This is a genomic window from Kosakonia sp. N21, assembly GCF_050587465.1.
Taxonomy (GTDB): domain Bacteria; phylum Pseudomonadota; class Gammaproteobacteria; order Enterobacterales; family Enterobacteriaceae.
Genome location: NZ_JBOBHR010000002.1, coordinates 610,002 through 635,212 on the forward strand (window position 1 = coordinate 610,002; position 25,211 = coordinate 635,212).

Genomic DNA, 25,211 nt, shown 5'->3' on the forward strand with positions numbered 1-25,211 from the left:
ATGATGTACAGCTCCGGAACGTTTTTTTTATATCTGTTCTCATCGGCGTTGATCTTTGCGCTGGTTAACCGCGTATTGCACTACCGGTTGACCTATTTATCTGCCTTTTCCGTCCTGGCAGCGCTGGGCTGGGGTTATATCTTCCAGGGGGATTATGCGGTTCCCGTGGCGGTCTTCTTCAGCTTTTACGCGATTGTCACCTTAAAAGAGAAAGGCTGGTTGAAAACCTGGCAGGCAGTCAGCCTGACGCTGCTGCCACTGTTGTTGGTGAAACTGCACCTGAACAACCACTGGGGCATGATCGGCTTATCGTTTATGACCTTCCGCGCTATTGATGTGCTGCTGTACCGCAGCAAAAAAGATGGCCGCCATTTCCTGCACTATTTCTGCTACCTGTTTATGCCATTTATTATCCTGGCAGGCCCCATGTATCGCTGGCGGACCTGGGTAACGGACATCAATAAACCGGTATTCAGCCTTACCCGTGAGCAGTTTTTAACGGCGATGGAGCAAATTTTCACCGGTATTGTGCAGAAGTTTCTCTTCGCGATGCTCATCGACAACCTGGTGATCCAGTCGTGGAGCCATCGCCCGTTTACCCTCAGCGTGGGGGTGGTGATGTCGCTGGCTTACAGCGCCTATTTGTGGTTTGACTTTGCCGGTTACAGCAATATGGCGATTGGTGCCGGGCGCCTGTTTGGCCTGAATATCCCGGCGAACTTCAATATGCCCATTCTGGCGAAAAACCCGCAGGATTTCTGGCGACGCTTCCACATCAGCCTCTCTGAATGGCTGAGGGACGTGGTGTTTATGCCGATTTACATGAACTTAATGAAGCTCGACTTTTTCCGTCAGAACAAAACGCTGGCGCAGAACATCGGTATCTTCTGCACGCTGTTTTGTATGGGGGCATGGAACGGGCTCGAAAGGCACTATGTTATCAGCGGCGCGCTGTTTGGCGCTATTTCCGTTGCGCACAACATGCTTCAGTGGTCAGCCAAACGCAGTCCGGCGCTGACGACCAGGTTACAAAACCCGGTGGTTATCTTCCTGGGCCGTATTTTAACGCTGGCAAGTGCTGCGGCTTCTCTTTACATCTTTAGCGGAATGTCACCTCTATGAACCTTCACAACGAGCTTCAGGAACTGCAGGATTTCCTGCGTGCGGCATTACTTGATCCCGCGAACCCACAGCAGTTGGCCATCAGCGGCAGCGATGAAGCCCTGACCTGGCAACAGCTCAGCGTCGCCGTGACAGACTGGTCACAGCGCTTACAGCAGTGCCAGTTGCCCGCCGGTATGCCAGTAGTGCTGTACGGCCACCAGCAGACGGAGTTCGCGGTGGCTATCTATAGCTGCCTGCTGCATAACATTCCGTATATTCCGGTGGATTGCATTTATCCGCAGGAACGGCTGAAAGAGATATGCTCGCTGGCAAGCGCGCCCTGGTACTACGATATTGCCACCCGGCAGTTTGTGGCGACCGGTGAAGCAGGTAAGACGCTGGAAGAGCAGGATCTGGCGTACATCATGTTCACCTCCGGCAGCACCGGCAAACCCAAAGGCGTGCAGATCGGGCGTGAAAGCCTGTGGCACTTTATGAAATGGGTTAGCCAGGACTTTTCACTGCCGGCATCGCCGGTGCTGATGAACCATGCGGTGTTCAGCTTCGACCTCTCTTTGATTCCGCTGCTGGCAAACCTGGCCACGGGCGGGCATATCGTGCTGAATGCGAAAGAGGATATCGCCGCCGACAACTGGCTTGATCGCCTGAAAAGCAATGCGGTTTCCGTATGGGTATCCACGCCGTCCTTTGCTTACCAACGCCTGCTCTCGCCACAGTTCAACAGCGAATACCTGCCTGACCTCAACGTGTTCGTGTTTATTGGCGAGGTGCTGAACAAGGCGCTGGTCAAACAGTTACGCCGCCGCTTCCCGCAGGCCAAAATCCTTAACTCCTATGGTCCAACCGAAGCCACCATCGCCACCACGGTGATTGAAATCACCGATGAGATCCTGAACAGCGAGAACGATCTGCTGCCGGTTGGCGCGATGATGCCGGACTCCAGAATGGAAATCACTCCGGAAGGCGAGCTGATCATTTGGGGTAAAAATGTGATGCGCGGTTACCTCGGCCTGCCGAAAGAGAACGCCGAGAAGCTGCTGCGCCGGGAGAACGAAGCGTTCCGCGGCTACAGAACCGGCGACCTGGGCTACGAAGATGGGCTGCTTTACTGCCAGGGCCGTAATGACAGCCAGATCAAATTGAATGGCTACCGTATTGAGATCAACGAGATCGAAAACCGCCTGCTGGCGATGTCCGGTATCAGTGAAGCGGTGGTTCTGCCGCTGATGAAATCCGGCGGCGGGGTGTTGCGTATTGCAGCATTCTGTGTGACGAAACTGGCGCCGGAAGCGATTAAAACATCGCTGTCGAAGGTGATCCCGCCCTATATGGTGCCGTCGCAAATCATTATCAAAGACGCTTTGCCGCTCAATCCCAACGGCAAAATTGACCGTAAGCTGCTGGACACTCATGCCCGCACGAACTGATGATTCAGGAAATAGAGATGGAACAAGAAATTCTCGCGCTGTTTGAAAAGATCTTATCCCGCAAAGTGGGCTTTAACGATGAGCTGATTGAGTCCGATATCCTCGACTCGATTCTGGCGGTGGATATGGTGCTGGAAGTGCAGGACGTTTATGGCTGTATGATCCCACCAACCGAAGTGGCGACCGTGCTGAAAACCCCGGCGGATCTCGCGCACTTTATCGAAGAGAACCGCAGCTAACCACGCGGGTGGCGGCATATTTTCACATTCCCCCGCTTCGAAGACCCCGGCTTACCGGGGTCTTTTTTTATCAACAGACAGAGCTGGCTGCTGTTTAGGGTATGGCTTCGTCTTTACCCGCCTCTGCTTTACGCCACCCGCGCCGGTTCGGGAGATAACATGTTCAGCGCAGCCACCAGGCGCGCGGCATGTTCTTTGGCGGCTGTTTTCTGCTGCGCAATCAGGGCGTCATCGCGACCGGCGTAGCTTATCCCACTGGTATAAACAGGTGGCTGCAAATCCAGATTGCACAGCCGAGCCGTGGTCTCAAACTGAATCAGGTAATCCTCAATCGTGTGACCGAAAAACCCGTCAGTGGCATAAAGCGCCTGCGGTGCGCCGGTGGTAAAAGAGAGAATGAGTTTTTTACCACCCAGTTTTGCCGTAGAGCCATGAGCAAAACCATGCACCATGACCTGATCGATCCACAATTTCATTAAGCCCGGTACCGAATACCAGGAAAATGGAAACTGCCAGACGATCACATCCGCTTTGAGCAGCGCGGCCTGCTCTGCGGCGACGTCGATTTGGTAGTCCGGATAAAGCGTATCCAGCCTGCGGATTTCTGCCTGCGGCAACGCCTGTGCAATGTCGTGCAGAATGGTCGCATTGCCAACAGATTCCTGAAGATTGGGGTGCCCTGAAATAATCAATACGTTTTGCATTTTCAATTCGTTAACGGTAAGTGAGTGAAGAGATGCGATCGGTTCGGCGACGCGGGTTAGCCTGTTCAGGCAAGGTTTTTATAGTCGGGAGAAAAGAGACTTTCCCAGCCAGCGAATGAGCCCAGAGGAATGCACTCGAACGTCAGCAAGCCTGCTTTTGCCAGCGGGAAGTCCGCCACGGCGGCGCTGGCGTCTTCGACCGAATCACACTCGAGAAACATCGCCACGCCCGGACGATCCTGGCGGAAATAGATATCCCGGATAACACCGGATTTATATAAATCCCAGGCATGTAAAACCTCGGCGGTCAGATGAGGGGCATAGGCTTGTGGGGTCGCGCCAGCGGCGGGGATATCCAGACACAAAATTCGCATTTCAGGCTCCTGAGAGGATCACATCGGTGAAAAAGTCAGGAGGAGTATAAGCTCGCGATTTCGATAAAATTAGGCCACTATTGGCTCATGGATAGTTAGCCATTGGCTAATAATCCTCACTCCATTGCATAACGGATGGCGCTATGAATAACGCGATTTACAATCAGCTACGCATCTTCCAGAGCATTGCACAGGAGGGGAGCATTTCGGCGGCGGCAAGAAAACTGGAAATAACGCCCCCCTCCGTCAGTAAAGCGCTGAAACTTCTGGAACAGCATATTGGCCATCCGCTGTTTACCCGCACCACACGCCGTATTGAGCTGACTGACGCCGGGCAGCAGTTGCTGGCGCAGACGACAGTGGCCGTGGACGCGCTGCAAAAAGCCGTCGAAAGCATCAAAGACCAGAGCCAGCAACCGTCAGGTCTGGTAAGGATCACCCTCTCCCGTTTTGCTTATCTGCTGATCCTCAAACCTTGTATGGCCGAATTTTGCCAGCGTTATCCCGGTATTCAGCTTGAGGTTTCTGTCAATGACGGGACCATCAACATTATCGATAAACGGTTCGATCTCGGCATCCGCTTCGGCGACATCCTGGAAGGCGGCGTGGTGGCGCGCCAGTTGATGACGCCTTTTCGCGAAGGGCTGTATGCATCGGCCGCTTACCTTGCAGCCTTTGGCACGCCCGCATCACCGGCCGATCTCCAGCAGCACAAGCTGATCGGCTATCGGTTCATAACGAACAACCGCATTCTGCCGCTGATGCTGGACGACAACGGAGAACAGTTAACCGTCGAGATGCCAGGCCAGCTTATCGGCAATGATATCGAGGTGATGGCGGATGGGATCCGCAGCGGGCTGGGGATCGGCAGGCTGTTTGAGCCGATTCACGCATTGCAGCCGGATAAAGAGACATTTATTCCCGTTATGGAGCCTTACTGGAAAAGGTTTCCCCCGGTGTATCTCTACTACCCGAAAAGCGCCGGGAAAACCAAACGCGTAAAAACGCTGATTGATTTCTTACTCAGCAAATCGGCTTAACCCTTTTTTATCAATGCCTTAAAAGGTGAGAACTAGAAACAGACCTGATAACGCGCGTGTTATCAGCGACGCTCGATCCGGCTAACATTATCCGCTGTGAATGACCGCTATACTGGCGAAACGCAAGGATGAGACATTAACGTTAGCGACAGCCATTATGCGAAACTTAATCAGTGAAGATCATTTTTTTGAAAATTTAGAAACATCGACAGAGCTGGATTACGTCTTACGCGCTGGAGAAGGCGTTCCGGAAGAGGGATTAGAGATCAAATCGCATATGCATCTGGAGCATGAAATTATGTGGTTTCATAAAGCTCAGGGCAGTTACAGTATTGGCAGTGAAAAATTCGCAATAAAAGACAATACGTTAATTTATATCAGCCCGTTGGTACTCCATGATATGGCACTGGAATTCACCTGCGATCATGAACGTTTTCTCTTTCAGTACGACCGTGCGGTACTCAACAGGTTAAAATATCCCATCCCCACCATGAATCCACACATTGGAATCATAACCCAGCCCAATGAACTGGAAGCCGAACGATTACAGTTTTTATTCAAATGGCTGGCTCAGGTGCACGAAACCGGGCATTCAACAGACGACACAAACCCGGTCATGATCCTCTTACTCAATACCGTTTTTCAGTGCGCCTCCCGCGCGCAGCCAATCTCACCGGAGAAGGACAACCTCTCATTATTTGAGAAAATCATTACTTTTATGGGGGAAATGGAAAAGCGAACCTCGTTGAATATCAGTTTGAATGAAGCCGCTGCAGCTGTAGGTCTGTCTTCGTGCCATTTCTCCCGGACGTTCAAAAAAATCATGCAAATCAGCTTCAAAGAGTATCTGTTACGCAAGAAAATTGCCCGCTCCGTAGATATGCTGCGCAATACTGCGCTAAGCATTACCGACATAGCTTATCAGTGCGAGTTTACGGATGCGGCATATTACTGTTTTCAGTTCAAAAAACTGATTGGCGTTACCCCAAAAAAATTCAGAAATCATAGTCTCACCAGCGTGCAACTCCACAAAAATCGCTGATGTTCGGTTTGATACCCCTTGCTGACGTTTTTACGCTAAGTGTGATCGATGCGGACGTGCTGGCGCAAAAAAATTATATAAAAACACCTCGTCGATACATTTTTTATGATTAATCAGAATTACCTTTTCATCAGGTAACAGAGTGTTCGCGTTAACGCTATTTTAAACTCCTTATGAAAAGGTATGGTTATGAATAGAATCGGATTCAAAGAAAAGATTGGCTATGGAATCGGCGATGGCGCATCGAATATTATCTGGCAAACCATCATGCTATTTATGGCCTATTTTTATACCGATATTTATGGGCTCAGTGCTTTTCATATGGGCACTATGTTTCTTTTCGTCAGGGTAGTTGATGCGTTCGCCGATATCTATATCGGCTATATTGCCGATCATACCCAAACCCGGCATGGTCAGTTCAGACCCTATTTATTATGGTTCTCGCTACCCTTTGGTATTTTTGGCGCATTAACCTTTTACACGCCAGAATTGGGTGAAACCGGTAAAATCATCTATGCCTATATTTCTTATACCGCCCTTTCCATTTTTTACTCACTGGTGAACGTTCCATACTGTGCGTTGATCAATAATATTTCTCAGGATGCAAAAGAACGGGTGTCAATTCAGGCATACCGTTTTGCCTTCGCGGCGTTAGGCGGCATTATTGTCTCCGTTATTGCCCTGCCCTTAACAAAAATTTTAGGCAATGGCGACCTGCAGAAAGGCTACTTCTGGAGCATGATCATCATGGGCGGCCTGAGTACCATACTGTTCTACGCTTGTTTTTCCATGACCAAAGAGCATTACCGTAAAGAGGTCGACAGAACGCGGAAGTTTAGTGGCATTTATAAAGAGCTGTCAGTGCTGATTAAGGATCATAACTGGCGTTGCATCTTTGCACTCAACATCGTGAGCCTCATCGCCGGGATATTAAAAACGGGTGGTGCTATGTACTTTGTTCACTATTATTTGAATCGTCCCGATTTAACCAGCACTATTCTATTAGTGATTCTCGGCACCCGGTTTGTTGGTGCGGTGTTCACCACTTCATTATATGGAAAGTTTGATCGCTTAGTGTCCTATAAAGCGTCGTTACTTCTTCAGGCTGTCGTTCTGGCGGCACTGTTTATGGTCCCCTCTGAATATATTATTACAATCTGCATTATCATCAGCGTGATTCATTTTATCGACGCGAGTTCAGCACCGCTGCAATGGAGCCTGCTGAGCGATATTATCGATAATGTCGAGAAAAAGTCGGGAATATCGCTTAGCGGCCTGGTTTTCTCTACCAATCTCTTTGCCATTAAAATTGGCATTGCGGTTGGCGGCGCGATTATCGGCTGGTTACTGACTTTTGGCGGTTATGTGGGTAGCGCCGCAGTACAGACGGATATGGCTGTTCTGGTCGTCCGGCTGATCTTTACGGTTATCCCTGCTATTTGTGTTGTCATGATGTTTTTTATTATGACCCACTATCGAAACGATACTGTGTATACAGAATCGGCGACAACCATGATGTAAGAACAAACAAAACAGTCGCTAATTTATTTATATTTACCTTATAGGGAGTCTTATATGACAACAATTACTAACCCGGTTATTGCTGGTTTTAATCCTGACCCGTCAATTATCAGAGTCGGAGAAGCGTACTATGTCGCCACGTCCACATTTGAATGGTTTCCCGGTATCTGTCTCTATAAATCCTACGATTTAAAAAACTGGCAACGGATCGCCTATCCGCTTAATCGAAAAAGTCAGTTGAATATGATCGGCAACCCCGACTCCGGCGGTATATATGCGCCCTGTCTGAGTCATGATGGCGGACGTTTTTATCTCATTTTTACGGATGTAAAAAATGTCGCCGGGCGTTTCTGGGACACCAATAACTATATGGTGACCACGGATGATATTGAAGGCGAATGGTCTGAGCCTGTTTATCTTCACAGCCGCGGAATTGATCCTTCTCTGTTTCATCATAGCGATGGCACCAAATGGCTGGTGAGTATGGAGATGAGCCATATGGATGGCGGCGAACCCGGTTTCCCGAAATGGAACGGTATTATCATTCAGCAATATGACGAGCAGACGAAAAAATTAGTGGGCGAGTGCCGCAAAATTTATGCAGGTAGCGCGCTGGGCATCACCGAGGGCCCGCATATTTATGAAATCAACGGTTGGTTTTATCTGTTAACCGCCGAAGGCGGGACGTTTTACAATCATGGCGTCACGATAGCGCGTTCACGTCAACTGTTTGGGCCTTATGAAACCGACCCTGCCGGCCAGATGATGACCTCACGTTACGACTGTCGTTTGCCATTGCAGAGGGTCGGGCATGCGGATCTGTTTGAAAACAGTGTGGGTGAGTGGTTCATCGTGCATCTGTGCGGTCGACCGTTACCGTCAAAAGGGCGCAGCCCAATGGGGCGTGAAACGGCTATTCAACAGGTTTACTGGAGTGATGACGGCTGGCTACGGTTGGTTAACGGTAAAACAACGCCAGAAATGACAGTGCACACGCAACTGGAAGAGCGTGCGTGGCCTGAACAACCCGTACGGGATGAGTTTGATTCACCGACGCTCCCGCTGCACTATCAGTCATTGCGCATCCCATTAGGCGAGGATATGTGCACGCTCAATGAGAGAAAAGGATGCTTGCGTTTACGGGGTCATGAATCGCTGAGCTCGCACCATTATCAAAGCCTGGTGGCCAGAAGACAGACGGATTTTGCGTTCACCGCGCAGACCTGTGTAGATTTCAACCCGCGTTCTTTCCAACAGATGGCCGGCTTAGTCTGTTTTTACGACACCACAAATTACATTTATTTGTATCTCTCCTGCGATGAAAGCGGAGAGCGAACCGTGAATTTGATGGTCAACGACCTCAATAAATTCTCGATGCTAACCGGTGAAGGCATAAAAATAACTGGCGAAGGCTACGTTTATCTTCGGGTTAACGTGCAAGATGACCGGGCTAATTATTATTACTCCCTGGATGAAGAGACATGGATCCCGGTAGGGGGCTATGTGGAATACAGTAAACTCTCCGATGAATATTTCAAAGAGCGGGGCATCGAGCGCTTCACTGGCGCGTTTGTAGGCATGTGCTGCCAGGACTTTACCGGCGAACATCGCTATGCGGATTTTGACTACTTTCACTATTCAGCGAACAACCGCTAACCGGTTCGGGCAGACACCGTAGCGCTCAGAAATAAAACTTCCATACGGTACCAGCAACTGTGTGGAAGGTTTTTAACGTTATTCAACCTTCGCATTTAAACTGGCATGCGACACCAGCGTCAGGAGCGGGAGGGATCGAATGCGTGAACGGGCAATCACCGCATCATGCATTACCGCCAGGCAGTAGTGCCGCTATCCCGGTAAGCGCTACTGCACGGGAAAAATACCAACCCTGCGCACAGCACTCCGGCAAATTCTCTTTAAGGAACAGGTATTGCAGTTCATTTTCAACCCCTTCGAAAACCACTATTCTCGGCATATTTCTGAACATGCCAATCAATCCGGGAAGGATATGTTTATTAATTGACTCGGTACCAATCGAATCGGTTAACGATTTATCAATCTTTATTTCATCGACATCAATTAAGGATAACCAGCTCAGATTCGAATAACCGGTACCGAAATCATCCAGAGCAAACAGGATGCCCTGCGATTGATAAAATTCAACAGACTGTTTGATCTCTTCGATACTTGCACTTTGTCTCTCGGTGATTTCCAGCATCAGAGAACCACCGGAAACACCTTCTTTCTGCATGGTGTTGACAAGCGTTTGACGAAACAACTCAGAGCAGATATCCGAACAACTGACATTAATACTGAGCGTTATGGCATGTTTCTGTAATATCGGCGCACACTCTTTTATTGCATTCTCAACAACATACAATCCAATCTTATTAATTAAGCCATTTTGCTCTGCGAGAGGAATGAAGATATCCGGGCCAATACTCCCCACTTTGTCATCATTCCAACGGATAAGCGCTTCGATGCCAATAAGGCTGTTATCTTTCACCCGATAAATGGGCTGATAGACAAAATGCAATTTTCTATGATCTATTGCATATTCCAGCCGGGAAAGTAACGACTGGTTTCTCTCAAGGTTATTAATAATAAGCGCGCTGACCAGCAGGCCAATCACCAGTGAAATGCTCAACAAAAAAAACAGCGCATAAAAATTGCCGTAAAAAAAGAACGGAAGCTGAGTTCCAACGATAACACAAATGTCATTTACTGAATTACAGGTTCTTATCAAAATAAATGATAACGACTTTTCTCTTCCATGTTCTATGGCTTCAAGCCTGTTAACATCCTTGCCTATTCTGAAAAAATGAGACTCATGCTTAGTATCGCCGACAACAGCATTAAAATTCATTTTATCCGCATCTTCCCAGAAGCGCTGAAACGCAAAAGGCGATACGGTAATGGCAAAATTATCGGTATAAAGGATATCGGCGGTAATCCCCTCTTCTATCATGGCATCAAAAACCCAGGTATAGCCCGACCGTTCAACTTTATTCCTGAAGACATTCAGCAAAAGCGGAACAGTAAACTTGCCCCACAGCGCTGAGCAGATCACCCTGTCGTCTTTGATGTAGGAGATATCTTTGATCAGCGGGTATGGCCACAGGCGCTTTCTGAGGGAATGCAAATATTGGTCGCTGCACGGGGTGTAGATAGCGAATTCATTGCGCAGATCGTCAATTTCTTTCACCTGCGAGATGAGACTATTACTTCGCATAAGTATCGACTCAGCATACCTTTCTAATTTTTCGTGAACGTATGCATAGGAAATGATCTGCGCAACGCCATAAAAAAAGAGGAACGATAGCGCTAATGTCATTATGGATACAGATACTCTGTTTTTTAGAATTCTTATCAATTTTGGCACCTTGTGAGCAGATATCTGCCCTTGCTTCACGCTTTCTGACTTTTGATCATCCCATCAAGCAGAAAAGTCGAAATCATCAACCGTATGCCCGTTCTTTTCATCGACATCATGCCACATCAACACGACGTGTTATTGTTATCGGCGGTTTGGTTAGAGACTTTAAAAATGGCAAATAAAAGCGTTATCTTGATAAGGCACTGAAATGCAGAGGATACCGTTAAATAAGCATGAAAAAACAGGTTAAATCCAAAAAAAGCGCTTGATAACATCATTGCATGAAAACCAGACACGCAGGTTCCGGATGGCCCTGTTTCCAGACAGGAGATCATATTAACGATAGAGCCTGACGGCGAAGGATAAACGACAGGAGACACCTCCTGTCGTTTTTTAAATGTCCATACAACGCAGTACATTACGATAGAAAATCGGATATCGTCTGCGTAAAGGTATCTCACACGAAAGCAAAAAGTCAGCGCACCTATACCTCAGAATTTTTATCCGCCCAACGTTTTTTCAGCAGAAAGGCGGCAGCTTTAGGTTTTCGATCGCGCGTAAAGACACCTTTTTTATTTCCGCCAACCCGGATGATGCCCTGCGAGGTAGCGAAGTCGGCAAAATTCCAGACATGCTCGCCTACCACGAACGGCAACCGATCAAACACCTTATGGTACATGTCAAGAAATGCACATTGATACTCTTCTGACCACATTTCGTTATAGACAGAATGCAGTCCCGCCAGCGTATCCGTACCATATTCCGTAATAATGATGGGTTTCTTATGCCGGTCATGCCAGGCAACCAGCTCATTTTCTAGCGTTTTTTCTGCTGTAACCAGATCGGCAGGGTTCTCATACCAACCGTAATAGCGATTCAGGCACAGAACATCAAAAAGATCGCTTATCTGGTCTTCATTCAGCGATGACTTGGTGATGTTAACGCAACAAACAGGACGGTGAGGATCCAGCTCCCTCGTCGCTTTAACGAGAGGTAAGAAATAGTCCCGGCTGGATGGCTCACGAGCATCCGGTTCGTTGGCAATGCTCCACATAACCACCGAGGGATGATTTTTATCCCGCGCAATCAGTTCATGTATCGCGTCAAGATGCGCCTGCTGAGTCACTTCATTAATGGCCTCCGGACAAAAAAGTTTCTCTGGCCGGGTAAAATTGCGGATCATCGGTAGCGAAACGTTGAACCCAACTGCCGGGGTTTCATTAATAACCACGATACCGTGCTCATCGGCCCAATCCAGCATCTCTTCAGCATATGGATAATGCGCAGTCCGATAGGAGTTTGCCCCGGCCCAGGACATTAACGCGTGATCATGCACCAGCAGCACATTATCAAAACCTTTACCGCGTAAATCGGCATCTTCGTGCCGGCCAAACCCTTTAAAATAGAACGGCTGGTTGTTTATCAGGAAGCGATCCCCGTCGACTTTGACCGTTCGGATACCAACAGGAAGCGTATAGCAGTCGGTACCGGCAGTAACGAGCAATTGATAGAGGTAAGCGTTGCCGGGTTGCCAGAGGATTGGTTGCGTTACCTCGAGCACGCCCTCCGAGCCAGAGCTCTGCGCAACACTATTCCCACCACGATCCAGTAACTGGCATATCACCTCACCGGGGGAATCGATGCGATATTGCACATAGCCTTTGCTGAAATCGTCCAGGGAATGCGTGTTGACATCAATATCACGAATAAAGTGGTGCGGCGTGCTATAAAGCCACACATGACGGTGAATGCCGGAATAATTAAAGAAATCATGAAAATAATGCTGCTTTCGCACGCCGTTATCTTCCACAACAACACCAGGCGGAATGGTATGCCACGACAACTCATTATTAACGCATACCGTGACACGTACCATCCGTTTTTCACCGACCAGCGCACTAATATCCACCTCAAACGGTGTATACCCCCCTTGGTGGAACATGATCTGTTCATCATCCAGCCACACCGTGCCGCGATGCGTCACCGCATCGAAACGGAGCACAATGCGCTGACCATCCCAACGTTTAGGAATGCGGACATCAGTTTGATACCATACATCGCCAACATGTGTACGCACGACTTCATCAGCGAATTGATCATTAAAACTGGCTGGGACTGCTATTTTGCGTGCATCCTTAAGGGGACCTTTCCACCATGCTTGTGAAAATCCACAGCGGTCTTTATCAATTTTAAAATCCCACAGACCATCAAGTAATTTACATTCCCGCGATTCGGTTTCAATTGGTTTTAACATCACAAATTCCTTCTATCTGCATTTATATCGGGAGGGAAAACACGACATCTATTTCAACATGAAGTCATATTGTATTCCCGCTTTGACATCCCAGTAATGCAACTCATTGCCCAGCGTACTGCCATTTCTTTTTTCTTTGGCAATATCCGATGCCACATACATTTTCATTCCGGCAAGTACACCATCAGTTACGTTGTAGAAAATGCCGGTAAGGACGCCTCGGCCATTAATTTCAATTGTTCTCTGCGGGTCTTCATACCCACGAGTAATCAGCGGCGCAACCATGACACTGAGGTTCGGCTGGAAATAATATTGCGCTCCCACCTGCACAGAAAACATATCTTCTTTATTTCGATCAATACTCAGCGAGTTGGGATAACCAATATCTGTATCAACGTTCGAGCCAATATTGTTCATTGCATGCGTTACCATACCTGCTGCGCCAAAAAAACTTATTTTCGGCATGCTATAGGTCACCTGACCTGAATATACTTGCGTATTATCATGGGTACTACGGGAACGTGAAATACCGTCCAACATGGCGTGGAAGGCAAGAAGCTCAACTTTGATTGTATCTTTATTCTCAAGTAGGAATTTTTTCTCAACAATAGCTTCATATTGCGACGAAACATCATCCTGCCAGGAGCCGCCCAAAGAATAACGGCTGCTGTTATCATGCCAGCTACCGGCCAGAAAAGAACGCGCACGTTTCGTGTCATAATGACCTGTCGTTGGGTTGTAGATCCCTTCATTACGCACGCCGACAGCGGCATCTGGCCATAAAAATACGCGGGTACGGTACATAGCCCATAGATCGATATTATTGCTGGGTTCGTAACGGCCTATCACCCCTTCCGAAAGAGTTGGCATCGTTCTTGTTGAGCCAGATGCAATAAGCGGGATGCGATATGGCAAGCTGCCGTAACCATTATCAGTCCCAAAGCGCCCTATTTTAAAATGGAGATTATCGGTCGGTTTGAGTTTAACCGCGCCAGAAACAAGACCAAAACTATCATGATCGGCAAGATACCCACGCGTGCTCCATCGGTTTTTGGCACCTAGTTTATAAACATAATATCCTCCGGCTTCTGCGCCAATAAAATCGGAATAATAGTGTGTGTTTACGTCAAGCATCGCGCCCTGAACCCAGCCATAAATATCTCTTGCTGTTTCACCGGCACTGGGTCTGTCCGCACGACGAAAATCATTTTTAAGTCGGATCCGTAGTGCATCCTCATTATCATTAATTTCTGCGGCCTGGATTGTGAATGTGCTAAACGCCAGAAGTAAAAGCATAATGGCTGTTTTTTTATTTTTCATCATCATTATTCTCTATAATAGTACATGGGGAGGTCGTTCTTTTAAAAAGAAATAAAATAGATGTTACAGCTTTTTATATTTCAAATATCAGAGTGTGGCGACATCATAAATACCAATACCGCCTTCATTTTATTATTTTATTCCCTCACCGTTCATTTCCAACGCATAAGACTCTTTATCAGCCTTTTTAAAGAATGGATACCAGACAATGAGTTGTATTCCCACAAGGAAAACCTGTAATACAGCGATTTTCCAACTCCCTTCCATAATACCACTTAAAATAATTGGCATACCGGTTATCGGCGTAATCCCTGCGACTCTGGGGACAAGCCCAATATAAGTCGCCAGATAAGCAATACTCAGGCTAATTGCATTCATGAAAATAAAAGGGATGGCAAATCGGAAATTAAAGACCATTGGTGTACCGAAAACTAACGGTTCACTGATACCAAACAGCGCCGGGATGGTAGTCAGTTTGCCCAATGTCTTATACTGCTGACTTTTTGCAAAAAACAACATCAGTAAAGTAAGACCAATCGCGCTGGCAGACATTGTATAAGTGCTGACAAATGATCGCCCGGTAATATTAGGCAACGGATCACCAGCCGAATAAGCCGCAAGTTGTACTGCATCCATTGCGGTAAAAATCGGCAATATGACAGAGTAAATAACCATCGTGCCATGAATGCCCATAAACCACAGCAATTGCGCTAATGTCCAAAGAATTATGACAGAAGCAATATTGCCACCCACACCTTGCAACGGCAATTGCAAAAATGCATAGATAAACTGATGCATAGTTTTAAACGGTGTGGCCGTAAAAAGCACTGAAACTGTAGCAAATAGCAGGATGGAGACAAATCCTGGAATAAGGCTACTGAAACTACTGGAAACAACAGGAGGCACACTTGCTGGCATTTTTATTGTGAAGCCCTGCCGTTTAACAAAAATATAAAGCCAGGTTGAGAGTAAACCAACAATAATTGCCGTGAAAATACCCGTACCGCCCAACCATTGCATTGGAATGTTCGGAGCGCCATTTTCAGAAAAAGTCACAGGTGTAACAATAAAAAAGTTCAGCAAGGTCAATAACCCGCAGAATAGACCATCTTCATCATGTTGCTTTGCATAATTTCCGGCAATGGCGACACCGAAGATAACTGCCAGAAAGTTAGTGGTAAACATTATGATGACTTTTAACGCGGCAGCAATACCTACACTGGCGATAAATTCTTTATATGCTGGAATGGGTAAATTCAAAAATAGCGCTGCAAATGCCCCTAAGATGGTAATAGGCATCGCACCCATCATTCCGCCTGTAATGCCATTCACCAACTTACTGGTCTGGATTTTATTCACTACAGGATGAATTTTATTGGTTATCGTTTTTCTGTCAAATTTGGACATAGTGATCCCCTGCCAATGTGTATTAGCTATGCAAGTCTATGCTTATCTTATGAGTTTTTAGCTCAATAAGGCCAGTGCATCAGCCAGCACTTTCTCGCCGTTCATCATGCCGTAATCAACCATGTCGATGACTGCGACTTTGATTCCGCGAGACTCATATTTCTCCTTTAGATCATCCTCAAGATACGAAATTTGCGGACCTAACAGCAAAATATCCGTTTGCCCTTTATACGTTTTAAATTTCTCTTCAGGCATGGCGATAACAGTGGTATCGATATTTTTGCTTTTCGCACTTTGCTGCATTTTAGCCATCAGCATAGAGGTAGACATGCCAGCAGCACAAACCAGAGTTATATGGGTCATATGCATTCCTTGTTGTTATTTGCTTTTAAGAAGTTTGTACATTTCAATCATTTCCAGGGCAATATCTCTTGTGGTCATGGCATTCATCAGATGATCCTGTCCATGAACCATAATAAGTGATACCGAGGCTTTCTTTTCTCCTCGAGCTTCTGCCTGAATCAATTCCGTCTGGAAATAATGTGCCTGCTGCAAAGAGGTATTCGCTTCCGAGATCCGCATCTCTGCTGTTGCAAAATCGCCCATCCTCGCGGCTTTCATTGCCTGCATTGCTTTACTCTTTGCGTTACCACCATTCACCACCAACTCGGTGATAATATCTTCCAGGCTAATTTCCGTCACTTGTACTACTCCTCACTATGATTATTTCAGATGATACTAACCACCTGAGCTCAGCTTCTCCAGCGAGAAAATTACCACGTTTAATCTGGTAAAAATTGCCACAATTCACGATAAAACGGCTCCTTTCAATAACGCCATTAACACCTCAAAGCGTTGGTCATTAAGCAGTTGCTGTAAGGCCTCACCATCAAACAACAATTTTGTCGTCAATTGATAAAACCGTCCGATCTCTGAATCTTCTTCTGAAGAGATGGATATGAGGAAAATAACCTGTACCTCGTTGTTTCCCCACCAAATGGGCTGCCGTAATATACCAACTGTGACAAAACTTTTGCTGGTCATGACCTGAAATGGATGAGGAATCGCGATCAGGTTTCCAAAATCCGTTTGCCCCAACGCTTCTCTCTTCAGCACCGCATCTAAAAAACCTTCCGGCAATGGAAAGTATTTTTCCGTATGCATGCAAAGTAGTTTGAGTGCCTCTCCTTTATTCTTCGCCACAATATCCGTAAGAAATAGATCAGGCAGATAATATTTATGCAGAAAGGCATTGCTACTTGCCTCGAATATTTCACTACATGTGACAATATCTTTATTCTCAAGGAACAAATTTACTTCAAACACAGGAACCGGAACGTCAATATTGATGGGGACGGTTGTAAATATATAATCAATGTTGTTGGCTTCAAAATCAAAGAACTCCAACTCCCATGCTGTACATTCATGAATGTTGTCGATATATTTACCAAACGCCTGCTTATATTTATACATAAAAAGTTGCGTAGTGCCTTTTCCTGATGCGCACACCACAATTATGTTCTTCTTATCAATCTTCTTATCTTTTTTTTCAAGTGCAAGTTCAAAAAGGATAGCAAAATAAGCAACTTCATCTTCGGGAATGCTGGTAATATAATGTTCTGACAGCGCGATGCACGCTGTTGCAGCCATTGTATAGGCAAATGCATATTCTTTCTTTATTTCATGCAGCAGCGGATTAATGAGCGGAATACCGTACTGCATTCGTATATCCAGCGGCACCATATGCTGATTTAACGACATCCTTAATTCCAGATTATCCATAAAATCAATATTAAAGCTTTTATGTACAATCTCCAGCATCCGCCATGTCAGTTCATCAATCTTGCTGGAAATAATAACATTTGAGCCAGGCGTGTTATAAGAACCAGATGATAATTTAGCCCCCATATGTAGCGCTATATATGACTGCTCACTTGCAGAGATAAAGGTCTGAAGTTCTTGTTGGGTGCGCAGGGCGATCTCTTTAGTTGCCTCCAGAACATCGGGCTTCACTAACTGTTGAATCCTGTTTCCATCGATATCTATAGATTGCGCATACTTAGATCGATATTCTGCGATAAAAATATGTGAAACAAGATTTTCCAGTGAAACTTCTGATATACGAAACTCGTGGTTATGCAAGACAGACAAGATAATGTTACCAATAATTTTTAATTGTTCTTCTTTTTTACCATCAGCATTCATAAAATCGTTACGCTTGATGAGATTATTCGCTATACATACCCTCTTATTGAATTCGCTGCCACTAATGATAATACCATAATTAGGTCGTCTTTCTAAAACCAGATGGTGTATGCGCAGTATATACTCTACTTTTTTCAAATCCGCAGTCATTGTGTTGCGAGAGACATAACACTGTTCGCATAAATCATCCAATTTTATATAATCATAACGATTTAATAAAAAGGCAAGAATGAATATCACTCTTTCATTCGATGTTGTTGGTCTGGCAGTTTTATTTTCCCCGTTACCAGAATATGCAAATCGTTTAAATTTATCGTAATCATTCACGGTTAATCGGTATCCCATATTCGATTTCGATGTGACCGTAGCGCCATGTAATACGACAATATCATTCACTTCTTTCAAGCGGACACGTACTGTCTTTTCGCTCACGTTAAGCCTCACGGCCAGTTCGCGAGCCGTATGATATTCCTCATCCATCAATTCCTTAAAAAGGACTGATAACTTGCTATACATTGCATCCCCTTGATGATAATCATCATCTTTCACCCTGTCTGACTTTACCATTGAGGAATAAGGAACTCCACCCAGACAATCGCCATCCAGATCTGGTAACGGTTTGGGTATCGTATTATTTTTTTTGACATGCATCACAGAAATAAATCACAAAAAGAAACAATCAGGTTTACAACTTATCCGGTGGCTAAAATATAACTCTCTTACTCTTATTACGCTAAGAAGTGAAAAATATAACCACATTAACATTCCCACTATAATTTGCACGGCCACTTAAATTTATACTTTTTTTACTTAACCCATTTTATTCTTTATGTGTTTTTTATATCAATGCGCATTGCCGTTTTTTATACTCCTGTTGTCGCCGTCAGGCTTAGCTGAAAGATAACAATGAACACAATGCTGAAGTTTCCACTTTTACAGAACATCCGCACGCTTTTGACATTAGCGCAAACGCCCCAGATAGCAGAGGTTGAGTCTAAAGAAAAAGGAAATAGTGACAATGAGTTCCAGCGCGCATTTCAACAGGAAGTGCAAACCTATCTTTTACACTATCCGGCAACAAAACACGTTGATATCTATCTGAACGATATTAACGGAACATTCAGAGGAAAGCGGATTGCCGTTGGGGATCTTTATTCTGCTGCGAAAGGGTGTTATTTCCCGCAATCTGTTTACTCAATGGATCGGGAAGGTAAAGTGGTCTGTACTGCGGCTGACCACCAGGTTCTGGATGAGCCCGACCGGATTTGCCTGCCGGTAAAAGGGACATTGCGCCCCTCCGCTTACGATCCCCATGAGAACGCCCAGCTTTTGCTATCCATGCAGGATGCCAGCGGCGCACCGTATGCGCTTGAGCCAAGGGTGATTCTGGAAAACGTTGTTCGCCGGTTCCATCACCATGGTTTGTATCCGGTGATCGCACCGGAGATTGAGTTTTACCTTATCGACCAGCAGGCCCAGGTCATGCGCAGTCAGGGGTGCTTCCACATGGCCGTCCCTTCTACGTACGCCCCCTTCATCGAGCGGCTGGAAGAGATGGCTGCTGCACAGAATCTGCCGTTAACGGGGATTGTCAGCGAAGCAGAGCCTGCACAATTCGAGCTTAACCTGCGCCACTCTCACCAGGTTGTCGAGGTCTGTGAGAACGTCCTGGCGCTACGCAGGTTAACCAGCGTGATCGCGAATGAATTCGGCTATAAGGCCAATTTTATGGCGAAACCTTTTTCCCAGCTTGCTGGCAACGGCTTGCATTTTCATATCAGCCTGAATGACAGACAGGGCGATAACCTCTTTGCCTCTCCCGCCCAGGAACTGAACGAGATGACGCGCCAGTGCCTGGCCGGGTTACTTCATCTTATGCCTGCGTCGCTGGCGGTAATGGCTCCCGGGGTAAACGCTTTTCGCCGTTTGCGAAAAAACCTGGACGAACCCGTGTTTAGCTCATGGGGTTACAACACGCGTTCCGCTGCGTTACGCATTCCCTGCTCCAGCGAAGAGAATCGTCGCATTGAGTACCGACTTGCTGGCGCTGATGCCAACCCCTATCTGGTGATGGCCACAATTCTGACCGGCATGTTGTATGGTCTCGAGAATATCGATGGCGATTCAGAAGAGGATATTCTGCGCGCTGCCCCGCCTTTACCGTTATTTCAGCACCAGGCAATCGCCACTTTTCAGGAATGCCCGTATCTGCTCGACAGCCTGGGAGAGGCATTTTCCCGGCAGTGGATCCACAGCAAACTGGAGGAACTGACCCTGTTCGAAGGCATTGTTACGCAAGAAGAAACGGCGATTTCGTTCTGACCCCTGTTTTACTTTCCGTTACTGCCAATGACAAATGTGAGGTGATGATGTCGCGGTTTATTATTCTTTCTCATGTTCGGGAAACACAGGGGTAATAAACTGCAGGCAACATCACGCCAGGCCTGCTCCTGAGCCCTGATGTTTCAGCACGATACTGCAGGTGTATCGCCCGGCAGGATGCAGCGACACGGTGGTTTCGAATGTTTTTCCTTGAGCATCAAGGTAACGACGTACAATTCTCAACGCAGGTGACCCGGCTTCCACGCCCAGTATTTTCGCGATTTTGACCGGCACACCAACCGCCGTTATCGACTGATGCACTTCATTGCTGCGGATACCGTAGTGCTTTTCAATCAGCGCGCTGATTAATGCATACGGATCGCTACGCACCAGTTTTCCGACCTTCACATACGCAATGCTGATATAGCTGTCGGTCCAGCAAATGGGGGCATTTTCTTGCTGAGGATCTTCGCGGGTACTGGCGATGTGCAGCCAGCGCGAACCCGGTTCACAACCAATCACCTGCGACAATTCGACGTCCACCACCACCTCATCGGTCTTTTTCACCACTCGCAGGTTGTTTTTTGCCAGCACCAGTAAATCTTCAAGTGAGGCCAGGGGATGATCCTGCATTTCCGGCTTCTGTTCGCAGACGCGTGTCCCTGCGCCTTTTCGCCTGCTGATAAGCCCCTGCTCCGCGAGTTCCCGCAGTGCTTCGCGCACCGTATGACGACTCACCTGCCAGCTTTCACATAGCTCCATCTCCGTTGGAAACAGCGATCCTGGCGGGTATTTCCCCTGTGTGATCGCCAGCGCCAGTTCACGGGCCATTTGCTTATACAGAGACTCTTTCATCGTTTCACTCTTCAAAGAATTAAATGATCGACATCACAAAGGTGAGCGATAGCGCTTCCTTGCTAACTGTGTGGTCATTATAAATGTCCGTACATATTCAAATGTCCGGACAAATAAAACCAGAAGACTAAGATATGTCAGGACAAAAAAATGGCCAATTCAACGTTAACAAACCCTGATTCTGACTGTTTTTTCTGTCCCGCAGTCTATCACCAATCAGACCCCCAAGGAGTGGTTATGCCTTCAAATGTGCTTGATTCTGTTTTGTTCAGGGATTCCTTCGGAACGCCGGAAATGCGCGCAATTTTCGACGATCACGAGTTGATTCGTAAATACGTTGAAGTCGAGATTGCCCTCGCGCAGGCCCAGGCAAAATGTGGCGTTATCCCACAAGAAGCCGCCGATGAGATCGCGGAAAAATGCACTGCGGATACGCTGGATTTTGATCTCCTGCGCCATGAAACCGAAATTGTCGGTTACCCCATTTTGCCGCTGGTGCACCAAATTTCTAAACAGGCAGGTGAGTCAGGCGGCTACGTCCATTGGGGTGCGACCACTCAGGACATTATGGATACCGCCGTCGTCTTGCAGATTCGCGATGCCTTCGACCTTATCGAAAGCGAACTAAAACAGCTTTGCCTGACGCTGGCCGGTCTGGCGCGCCGCTATAGGGACACACCGATGGCGGGCAGGACGCACCTGCAACAGGCGCTGCCGATTACCTTCGGATACAAAGCGGCTATCTGGCTGGATATGTTTGACCGCCACACCGAGCGCCTTGCCCAGGCACGACCACGGATTTTGGTGGGGGAATTTGCCGGAGCGGCCGGAACACTTGCGTCGCTTGGCGATAAAGGTCTCGCGGTACAAGAGGCCATGATGGGCATCCTCAAGCTGGGCGTCCCCTCTTCCACCTGGCATGTTGCCCGCGATGGCTTTGCCGAAGCGACGAACCTGCTCGGGCTTATCACCGGATCGCTTGGCAAAATCGGCTATGACGTGATGCTGCTTGCTGCCAATGAATTCGGCGAGCTGTACGAACCGTTTGTGAAAGGCCGCGGTGCCAGCAGCACCATGCCACAAAAACGTAACCCGATTTCCAGTGAGCTGATGCTGGCATGTGCAAAAGGGGTACGCCAGCACGCCGGATTAATGCTGGACGCGATGGTGCAGGATTTAGAACGTGCCACCGGGCCGTGGCATGCGGAATGGATTGCGATCCCGGAGAGCTTTGTGCTCGCCGCCGGGGCATTACATCAAGCCAACTTTATGCTCGCCGGCCTGATTGTGGATGAAGCAGCGATGGCGAAAAACCTGGATATGACCAAAGGGTTGATCGTTGCCGAAGCCGTCATGATGGGTCTGGCGCCATACATTGGCCGCCAGGATGCGCACGATGTTGTGTACGATGCCTGCCGCGTGGTGAACGAACAAGGGGGACGACTGGCTGATGTGCTGAACAGCATGCCGGGGGTTTCCAGCCGCCTTGATCCGCAGCTCATTGAGCGCCTGACCGACCCGACGAATTATCTGGGTATGGCACCAGAAATGGTGGATCGGGTTCTGGAAAAATTCGCGCAACGGCAATAATCCTGAGGGATAAGGAGAGACATATGCCATCCGCTTGTTCTGCACGGAAATCTGTTATCGCCTTTCTGGTTCCTCTTATCCTCGGAACCGCTATCTGGTTCTTTCCTGTTCCGGAAGGATTGACTCCGGAAGCATGGCATATGTTTGCCATTTTCGCGGCCACCATTGCCGCTATCCTGACCCAGCCTCTCCCGTCCGGGGCGGTGATGCTGATTGCTCTTTGCGTGGTCATTTTTACCAAAACCTTGTCAGAGGCAAAAGCGCTGTCGGGGTTTGCATCGGGCACGGTGTGGCTGATTTTCTGTGCGTATGTACTTTCGCTGGGCTTTGTGACATCCGGGCTCGGCAAACGCATCGCGTATAAGATGCTGTCGCTTTTTGGCGGCAGCAGTCTGGGAATAGCCTATTCACTGGGCGTGTCGGATCTCATCATGGCCCCTGCCATGCCATCGGTGACCGCGCGTTCAGGGGGGATTATTTTTCCCATCACGCGTTCGATTAACGACGTTCTGGGCTCTTCACCCGGTGAATCGGGTAAACGCATCGGCGATTTTCTGACCATGGTGTGCTTTCAGTTTACGCCCATCACCGGGGCGATATTCCTCACCGGGATGGCGGCAAACCCGCTGGTCGGCAGCCTGGCGAAAACCTCGCTCGGTGTTGATATCACCTGGAGTAGCTGGTTTGTGTCAGCGGTTGTCCCGGCAATGGCATGCTTCTGCCTGATGCCTCTGCTGGTGTACAAGTTACTGAACCCACAACTGAAACGAACGCCCGAAGCCAAAGCCATGGGGAAACAGTTCCTGGCCGAATTGGGTGCAATGAGCAGTGCGGAAAAGAAAGTGGCATTCGGCTTTGTTCTGGCGCTCATTGGCTGGGGAACCAGTCTGGTTACCGGCCTTTCCGCAACCTCCGTCGGGCTGGGGCTCGCGGCGTATTTATTCGCTTCAAAAGCCGTAAGCTGGAAAGCGTTACTCAACGATCACGCCGCCTGGGATACAGTTATCTGGTTTAGCGTCATTATCTCTCTGGCCAGTGGGCTCGCCGACCTTGGCTTTATCAAATGGATGACCCTCAAGCTTGGCGGCAGTATCCATGGCTTTAGCGGGATGGAATCCTTTGTCCTGCTGGGGCTTATCTATATTTACGTGCATTATTTATTTGCCACCGCCACCGGGCATGTGGCCGCGCTGTATGCCCCGTTCGCCGCAACCGCCATTGCGGCAGGCGCACCGCCCATGATGGTGGCGATCTGTTTCGGTATTTTCAGCAATCTGATGTGGGGGAATACGGAATATGGCGGCGGTCCTGGCCCTATCTATTTTGCTCAGGGGTATTTTGAGCGCCCCCGGTTCTACAAAATTAATTTCTGCGTTGTCACGTTTAATGTGGTGTTGACTTTTGCCATCGGAATGGCCTGGTGGAAAATGCTCGGTTACTACTGATTGTTCTGCCCGTTGCGGCAGGGCGGACATCCGCCCTGCCGCATCTTCGTTTACCGGCAAAGGAATGATAATGGATAGTTGTCAGCAATCGTGCGATACCGCATCCCAAAAAACGCACCACCGCGAAGGAAATTCGCAAAGTAGATCACTTGAAATTTCATGAGTTGGGAGACATTCTGTTTCACCTTAAACTGAATTAAGGTGTCATCAGTGTTCGTGGCAAGGAGATTTTCATTGATTACACTGCCTATCAGCAGTGGTTATGTTCTGAGTGGCACAGGATTTCGGGTCAGGGTCACCATGAGCGAGTACATCAGTTTATTGCCCCCAAATTTTATTTACTCCGGGAATTACGTGCTTTTACCCGTACCAGTGGCTATAACAAATCCTATATTTTGAGATACCTTGAAGAAGCTTTTGCTGAGATGATAGGTCAAATGAGAGCAAACGGGATGTCGTCTAAAAATATTATTGCAGGCTTCAAATTCCCCTTAGCAGATAACTACCAGATTACCTTTACCACCTTACGGCATGAAGCAGCCGGCATTCTCCTGGGCCCGGTAGTTGTGGGAGGAATTATGTATAATGTTTTTTATGAAATGCAAAATACTTACTAAATACGAAGCGATCAACATAGCCAAAAATAACGCTGCAAAGTACCGGCTATCCTGGAGCGACAAGAATTTATACGTCAAGGAAGGCGAATTAAACGGGATAGAATGCTTCGTCGTATCCACTCTGGATAATGGAACGGATGAGTCCGAATCATGGCTGAATTTTCAGTTTACCAATCCTATGGATTTCTATGTTAGTAGAGCTGATGGAACTTTTTTAGGCTACGGAATCGCCAATCGGGAAATAATCACTATTCATAAAGATTAATTACATTTAGCTCACCGTTTCATGCAAAAAAGAGCTTTGCCACAATTTTGCCACACTCACAACGCGTAAAAACGCAATCTAGT

20 protein-coding genes are annotated in these 25,211 nt (G+C 47.5%); 10 read left to right on the plus strand and 10 right to left on the minus strand.

The window, feature by feature from the left end; all coding sequences use genetic code 11:
- The first annotated feature begins 3 nt into the window (after positions 1-3).
- Genes ACQ3G7_RS06600 through ACQ3G7_RS06610 form a run of 3 tightly spaced genes read left to right on the plus strand, consistent with a single transcriptional unit; the run spans position 4 to position 2,791 of the window.
- Entirely contained in the window at positions 4-1,122 is a 1,119-nt protein-coding gene (locus tag ACQ3G7_RS06600) for a membrane-bound O-acyltransferase family protein (RefSeq protein WP_430889347.1), read from the plus strand.
- Entirely contained in the window at positions 1,119-2,552 is a 1,434-nt protein-coding gene (locus tag ACQ3G7_RS06605) for an AMP-binding protein (RefSeq protein ID WP_430889259.1), read from the plus strand. The genes ACQ3G7_RS06600 and ACQ3G7_RS06605 overlap by 4 nt, the downstream gene beginning before the upstream one ends.
- 17 nt (positions 2,553-2,569) lie before the next feature.
- The gene (locus tag ACQ3G7_RS06610) at positions 2,570-2,791 is read left to right on the plus strand and encodes an acyl carrier protein (protein WP_061497358.1); all 222 of its coding nucleotides are present in this window, start codon (positions 2,570-2,572) and stop codon (positions 2,789-2,791) included.
- A gap of 128 nt (positions 2,792-2,919) precedes the next feature.
- On the opposite strand, the gene ACQ3G7_RS06615 is transcribed toward ACQ3G7_RS06610, so the two are convergent.
- Positions 2,920-3,495 (minus strand): NAD(P)H-dependent oxidoreductase, encoded by a 576-nt coding sequence (locus ACQ3G7_RS06615; protein WP_430889260.1) that lies wholly within the window; start codon positions 3,493-3,495, stop codon positions 2,920-2,922.
- A gap of 65 nt (positions 3,496-3,560) precedes the next feature.
- Complete coding sequence (locus ACQ3G7_RS06620) at positions 3,561-3,869, minus strand: superoxide dismutase (protein WP_430889261.1); 309 nt, start codon at positions 3,867-3,869, stop codon at positions 3,561-3,563.
- Positions 3,870-4,012: 143 nt separating this feature from the next.
- Here ACQ3G7_RS06620 and ACQ3G7_RS06625 point away from each other — a divergent pair, with 143 nt between their 5' ends.
- The 4 genes from ACQ3G7_RS06625 to ACQ3G7_RS06640 all read left to right on the plus strand — a co-directional run bounded on the left by ACQ3G7_RS06625 (position 4,013) and on the right by ACQ3G7_RS06640 (position 9,128).
- Positions 4,013-4,909: a LysR family transcriptional regulator gene (locus ACQ3G7_RS06625; protein ID WP_430889262.1), complete on the plus strand. Its 897-nt coding sequence runs from the start codon at positions 4,013-4,015 to the stop codon at positions 4,907-4,909.
- 100 nt (positions 4,910-5,009) lie between these two features.
- Positions 5,010-5,951, plus strand: a complete 942-nt coding sequence (locus ACQ3G7_RS06630; protein WP_430889263.1) for an AraC family transcriptional regulator — start codon at positions 5,010-5,012, stop codon at positions 5,949-5,951.
- Between the two features lie 189 nt (positions 5,952-6,140).
- Complete coding sequence (locus tag ACQ3G7_RS06635) at positions 6,141-7,472, plus strand: glycoside-pentoside-hexuronide (GPH):cation symporter (RefSeq protein ID WP_430889264.1); 1,332 nt, start codon at positions 6,141-6,143, stop codon at positions 7,470-7,472.
- A 54-nt stretch (positions 7,473-7,526) separates the two neighbouring features.
- Positions 7,527-9,128: a glycoside hydrolase family 43 protein gene (locus tag ACQ3G7_RS06640; protein WP_430889265.1), complete on the plus strand. Its 1,602-nt coding sequence runs from the start codon at positions 7,527-7,529 to the stop codon at positions 9,126-9,128.
- Positions 9,129-9,291: 163 nt separating this feature from the next.
- Here ACQ3G7_RS06640 and ACQ3G7_RS06645 read toward each other — a convergent pair whose 3' ends face one another.
- The 7 genes from ACQ3G7_RS06645 to ACQ3G7_RS06675 form a co-directional block, all read right to left on the minus strand.
- The gene (locus ACQ3G7_RS06645) at positions 9,292-10,806 is read right to left on the minus strand and encodes an EAL domain-containing protein (RefSeq protein WP_430889266.1); all 1,515 of its coding nucleotides are present in this window, start codon (positions 10,804-10,806) and stop codon (positions 9,292-9,294) included.
- A gap of 526 nt (positions 10,807-11,332) precedes the next feature.
- A complete protein-coding gene (uidA, locus tag ACQ3G7_RS06650) occupies positions 11,333-13,102 on the minus strand; it encodes a beta-glucuronidase (protein ID WP_430889267.1) in 1,770 nt (589 codons plus the stop codon).
- Between the two features lie 48 nt (positions 13,103-13,150).
- Positions 13,151-14,425, minus strand: a complete 1,275-nt coding sequence (gene uidC, locus ACQ3G7_RS06655; RefSeq protein ID WP_430889348.1) for a glucuronide uptake porin UidC — start codon at positions 14,423-14,425, stop codon at positions 13,151-13,153.
- A gap of 129 nt (positions 14,426-14,554) precedes the next feature.
- Positions 14,555-15,829 carry a PTS sugar transporter subunit IIC gene (locus ACQ3G7_RS06660; RefSeq protein WP_430889268.1) on the minus strand — a complete coding sequence of 425 codons (1,275 nt, stop codon included), beginning with the start codon at positions 15,827-15,829 and terminating at the stop codon, positions 14,555-14,557.
- Positions 15,830-15,886: 57 nt separating this feature from the next.
- On the minus strand, positions 15,887-16,192 hold the full coding sequence (locus ACQ3G7_RS06665; RefSeq protein ID WP_430889269.1) for a PTS sugar transporter subunit IIB: 306 nt from the start codon (positions 16,190-16,192) through the stop codon (positions 15,887-15,889).
- 15 nt (positions 16,193-16,207) lie between these two features.
- Entirely contained in the window at positions 16,208-16,531 is a 324-nt protein-coding gene (locus ACQ3G7_RS06670; RefSeq protein WP_430889270.1) for a PTS lactose/cellobiose transporter subunit IIA, read from the minus strand.
- Positions 16,532-16,636: 105 nt separating this feature from the next.
- Entirely contained in the window at positions 16,637-18,685 is a 2,049-nt protein-coding gene (locus tag ACQ3G7_RS06675; protein ID WP_430889349.1) for a BglG family transcription antiterminator, read from the minus strand.
- Between the two features lie 396 nt (positions 18,686-19,081).
- Between ACQ3G7_RS06675 and ACQ3G7_RS06680 the strand changes: the two genes are divergently transcribed.
- Complete coding sequence (locus ACQ3G7_RS06680) at positions 19,082-20,356, plus strand: glutamine synthetase family protein (protein WP_430889271.1); 1,275 nt, start codon at positions 19,082-19,084, stop codon at positions 20,354-20,356.
- A 111-nt stretch (positions 20,357-20,467) separates the two neighbouring features.
- Here ACQ3G7_RS06680 and ACQ3G7_RS06685 read toward each other — a convergent pair whose 3' ends face one another.
- Positions 20,468-21,211: a GntR family transcriptional regulator gene (locus tag ACQ3G7_RS06685; RefSeq protein WP_430889272.1), complete on the minus strand. Its 744-nt coding sequence runs from the start codon at positions 21,209-21,211 to the stop codon at positions 20,468-20,470.
- Positions 21,212-21,448: 237 nt separating this feature from the next.
- On the opposite strand from ACQ3G7_RS06685, the gene ACQ3G7_RS06690 reads away from it, so the two are divergent.
- Entirely contained in the window at positions 21,449-22,801 is a 1,353-nt protein-coding gene (locus tag ACQ3G7_RS06690) for a class-II fumarase/aspartase family protein (RefSeq protein WP_430889273.1), read from the plus strand.
- Positions 22,802-22,824: 23 nt separating this feature from the next.
- Positions 22,825-24,246 carry a DASS family sodium-coupled anion symporter gene (locus ACQ3G7_RS06695; RefSeq protein WP_430889274.1) on the plus strand — a complete coding sequence of 474 codons (1,422 nt, stop codon included), beginning with the start codon at positions 22,825-22,827 and terminating at the stop codon, positions 24,244-24,246.
- The last annotated feature ends 965 nt before the right edge of the window (positions 24,247-25,211 follow it).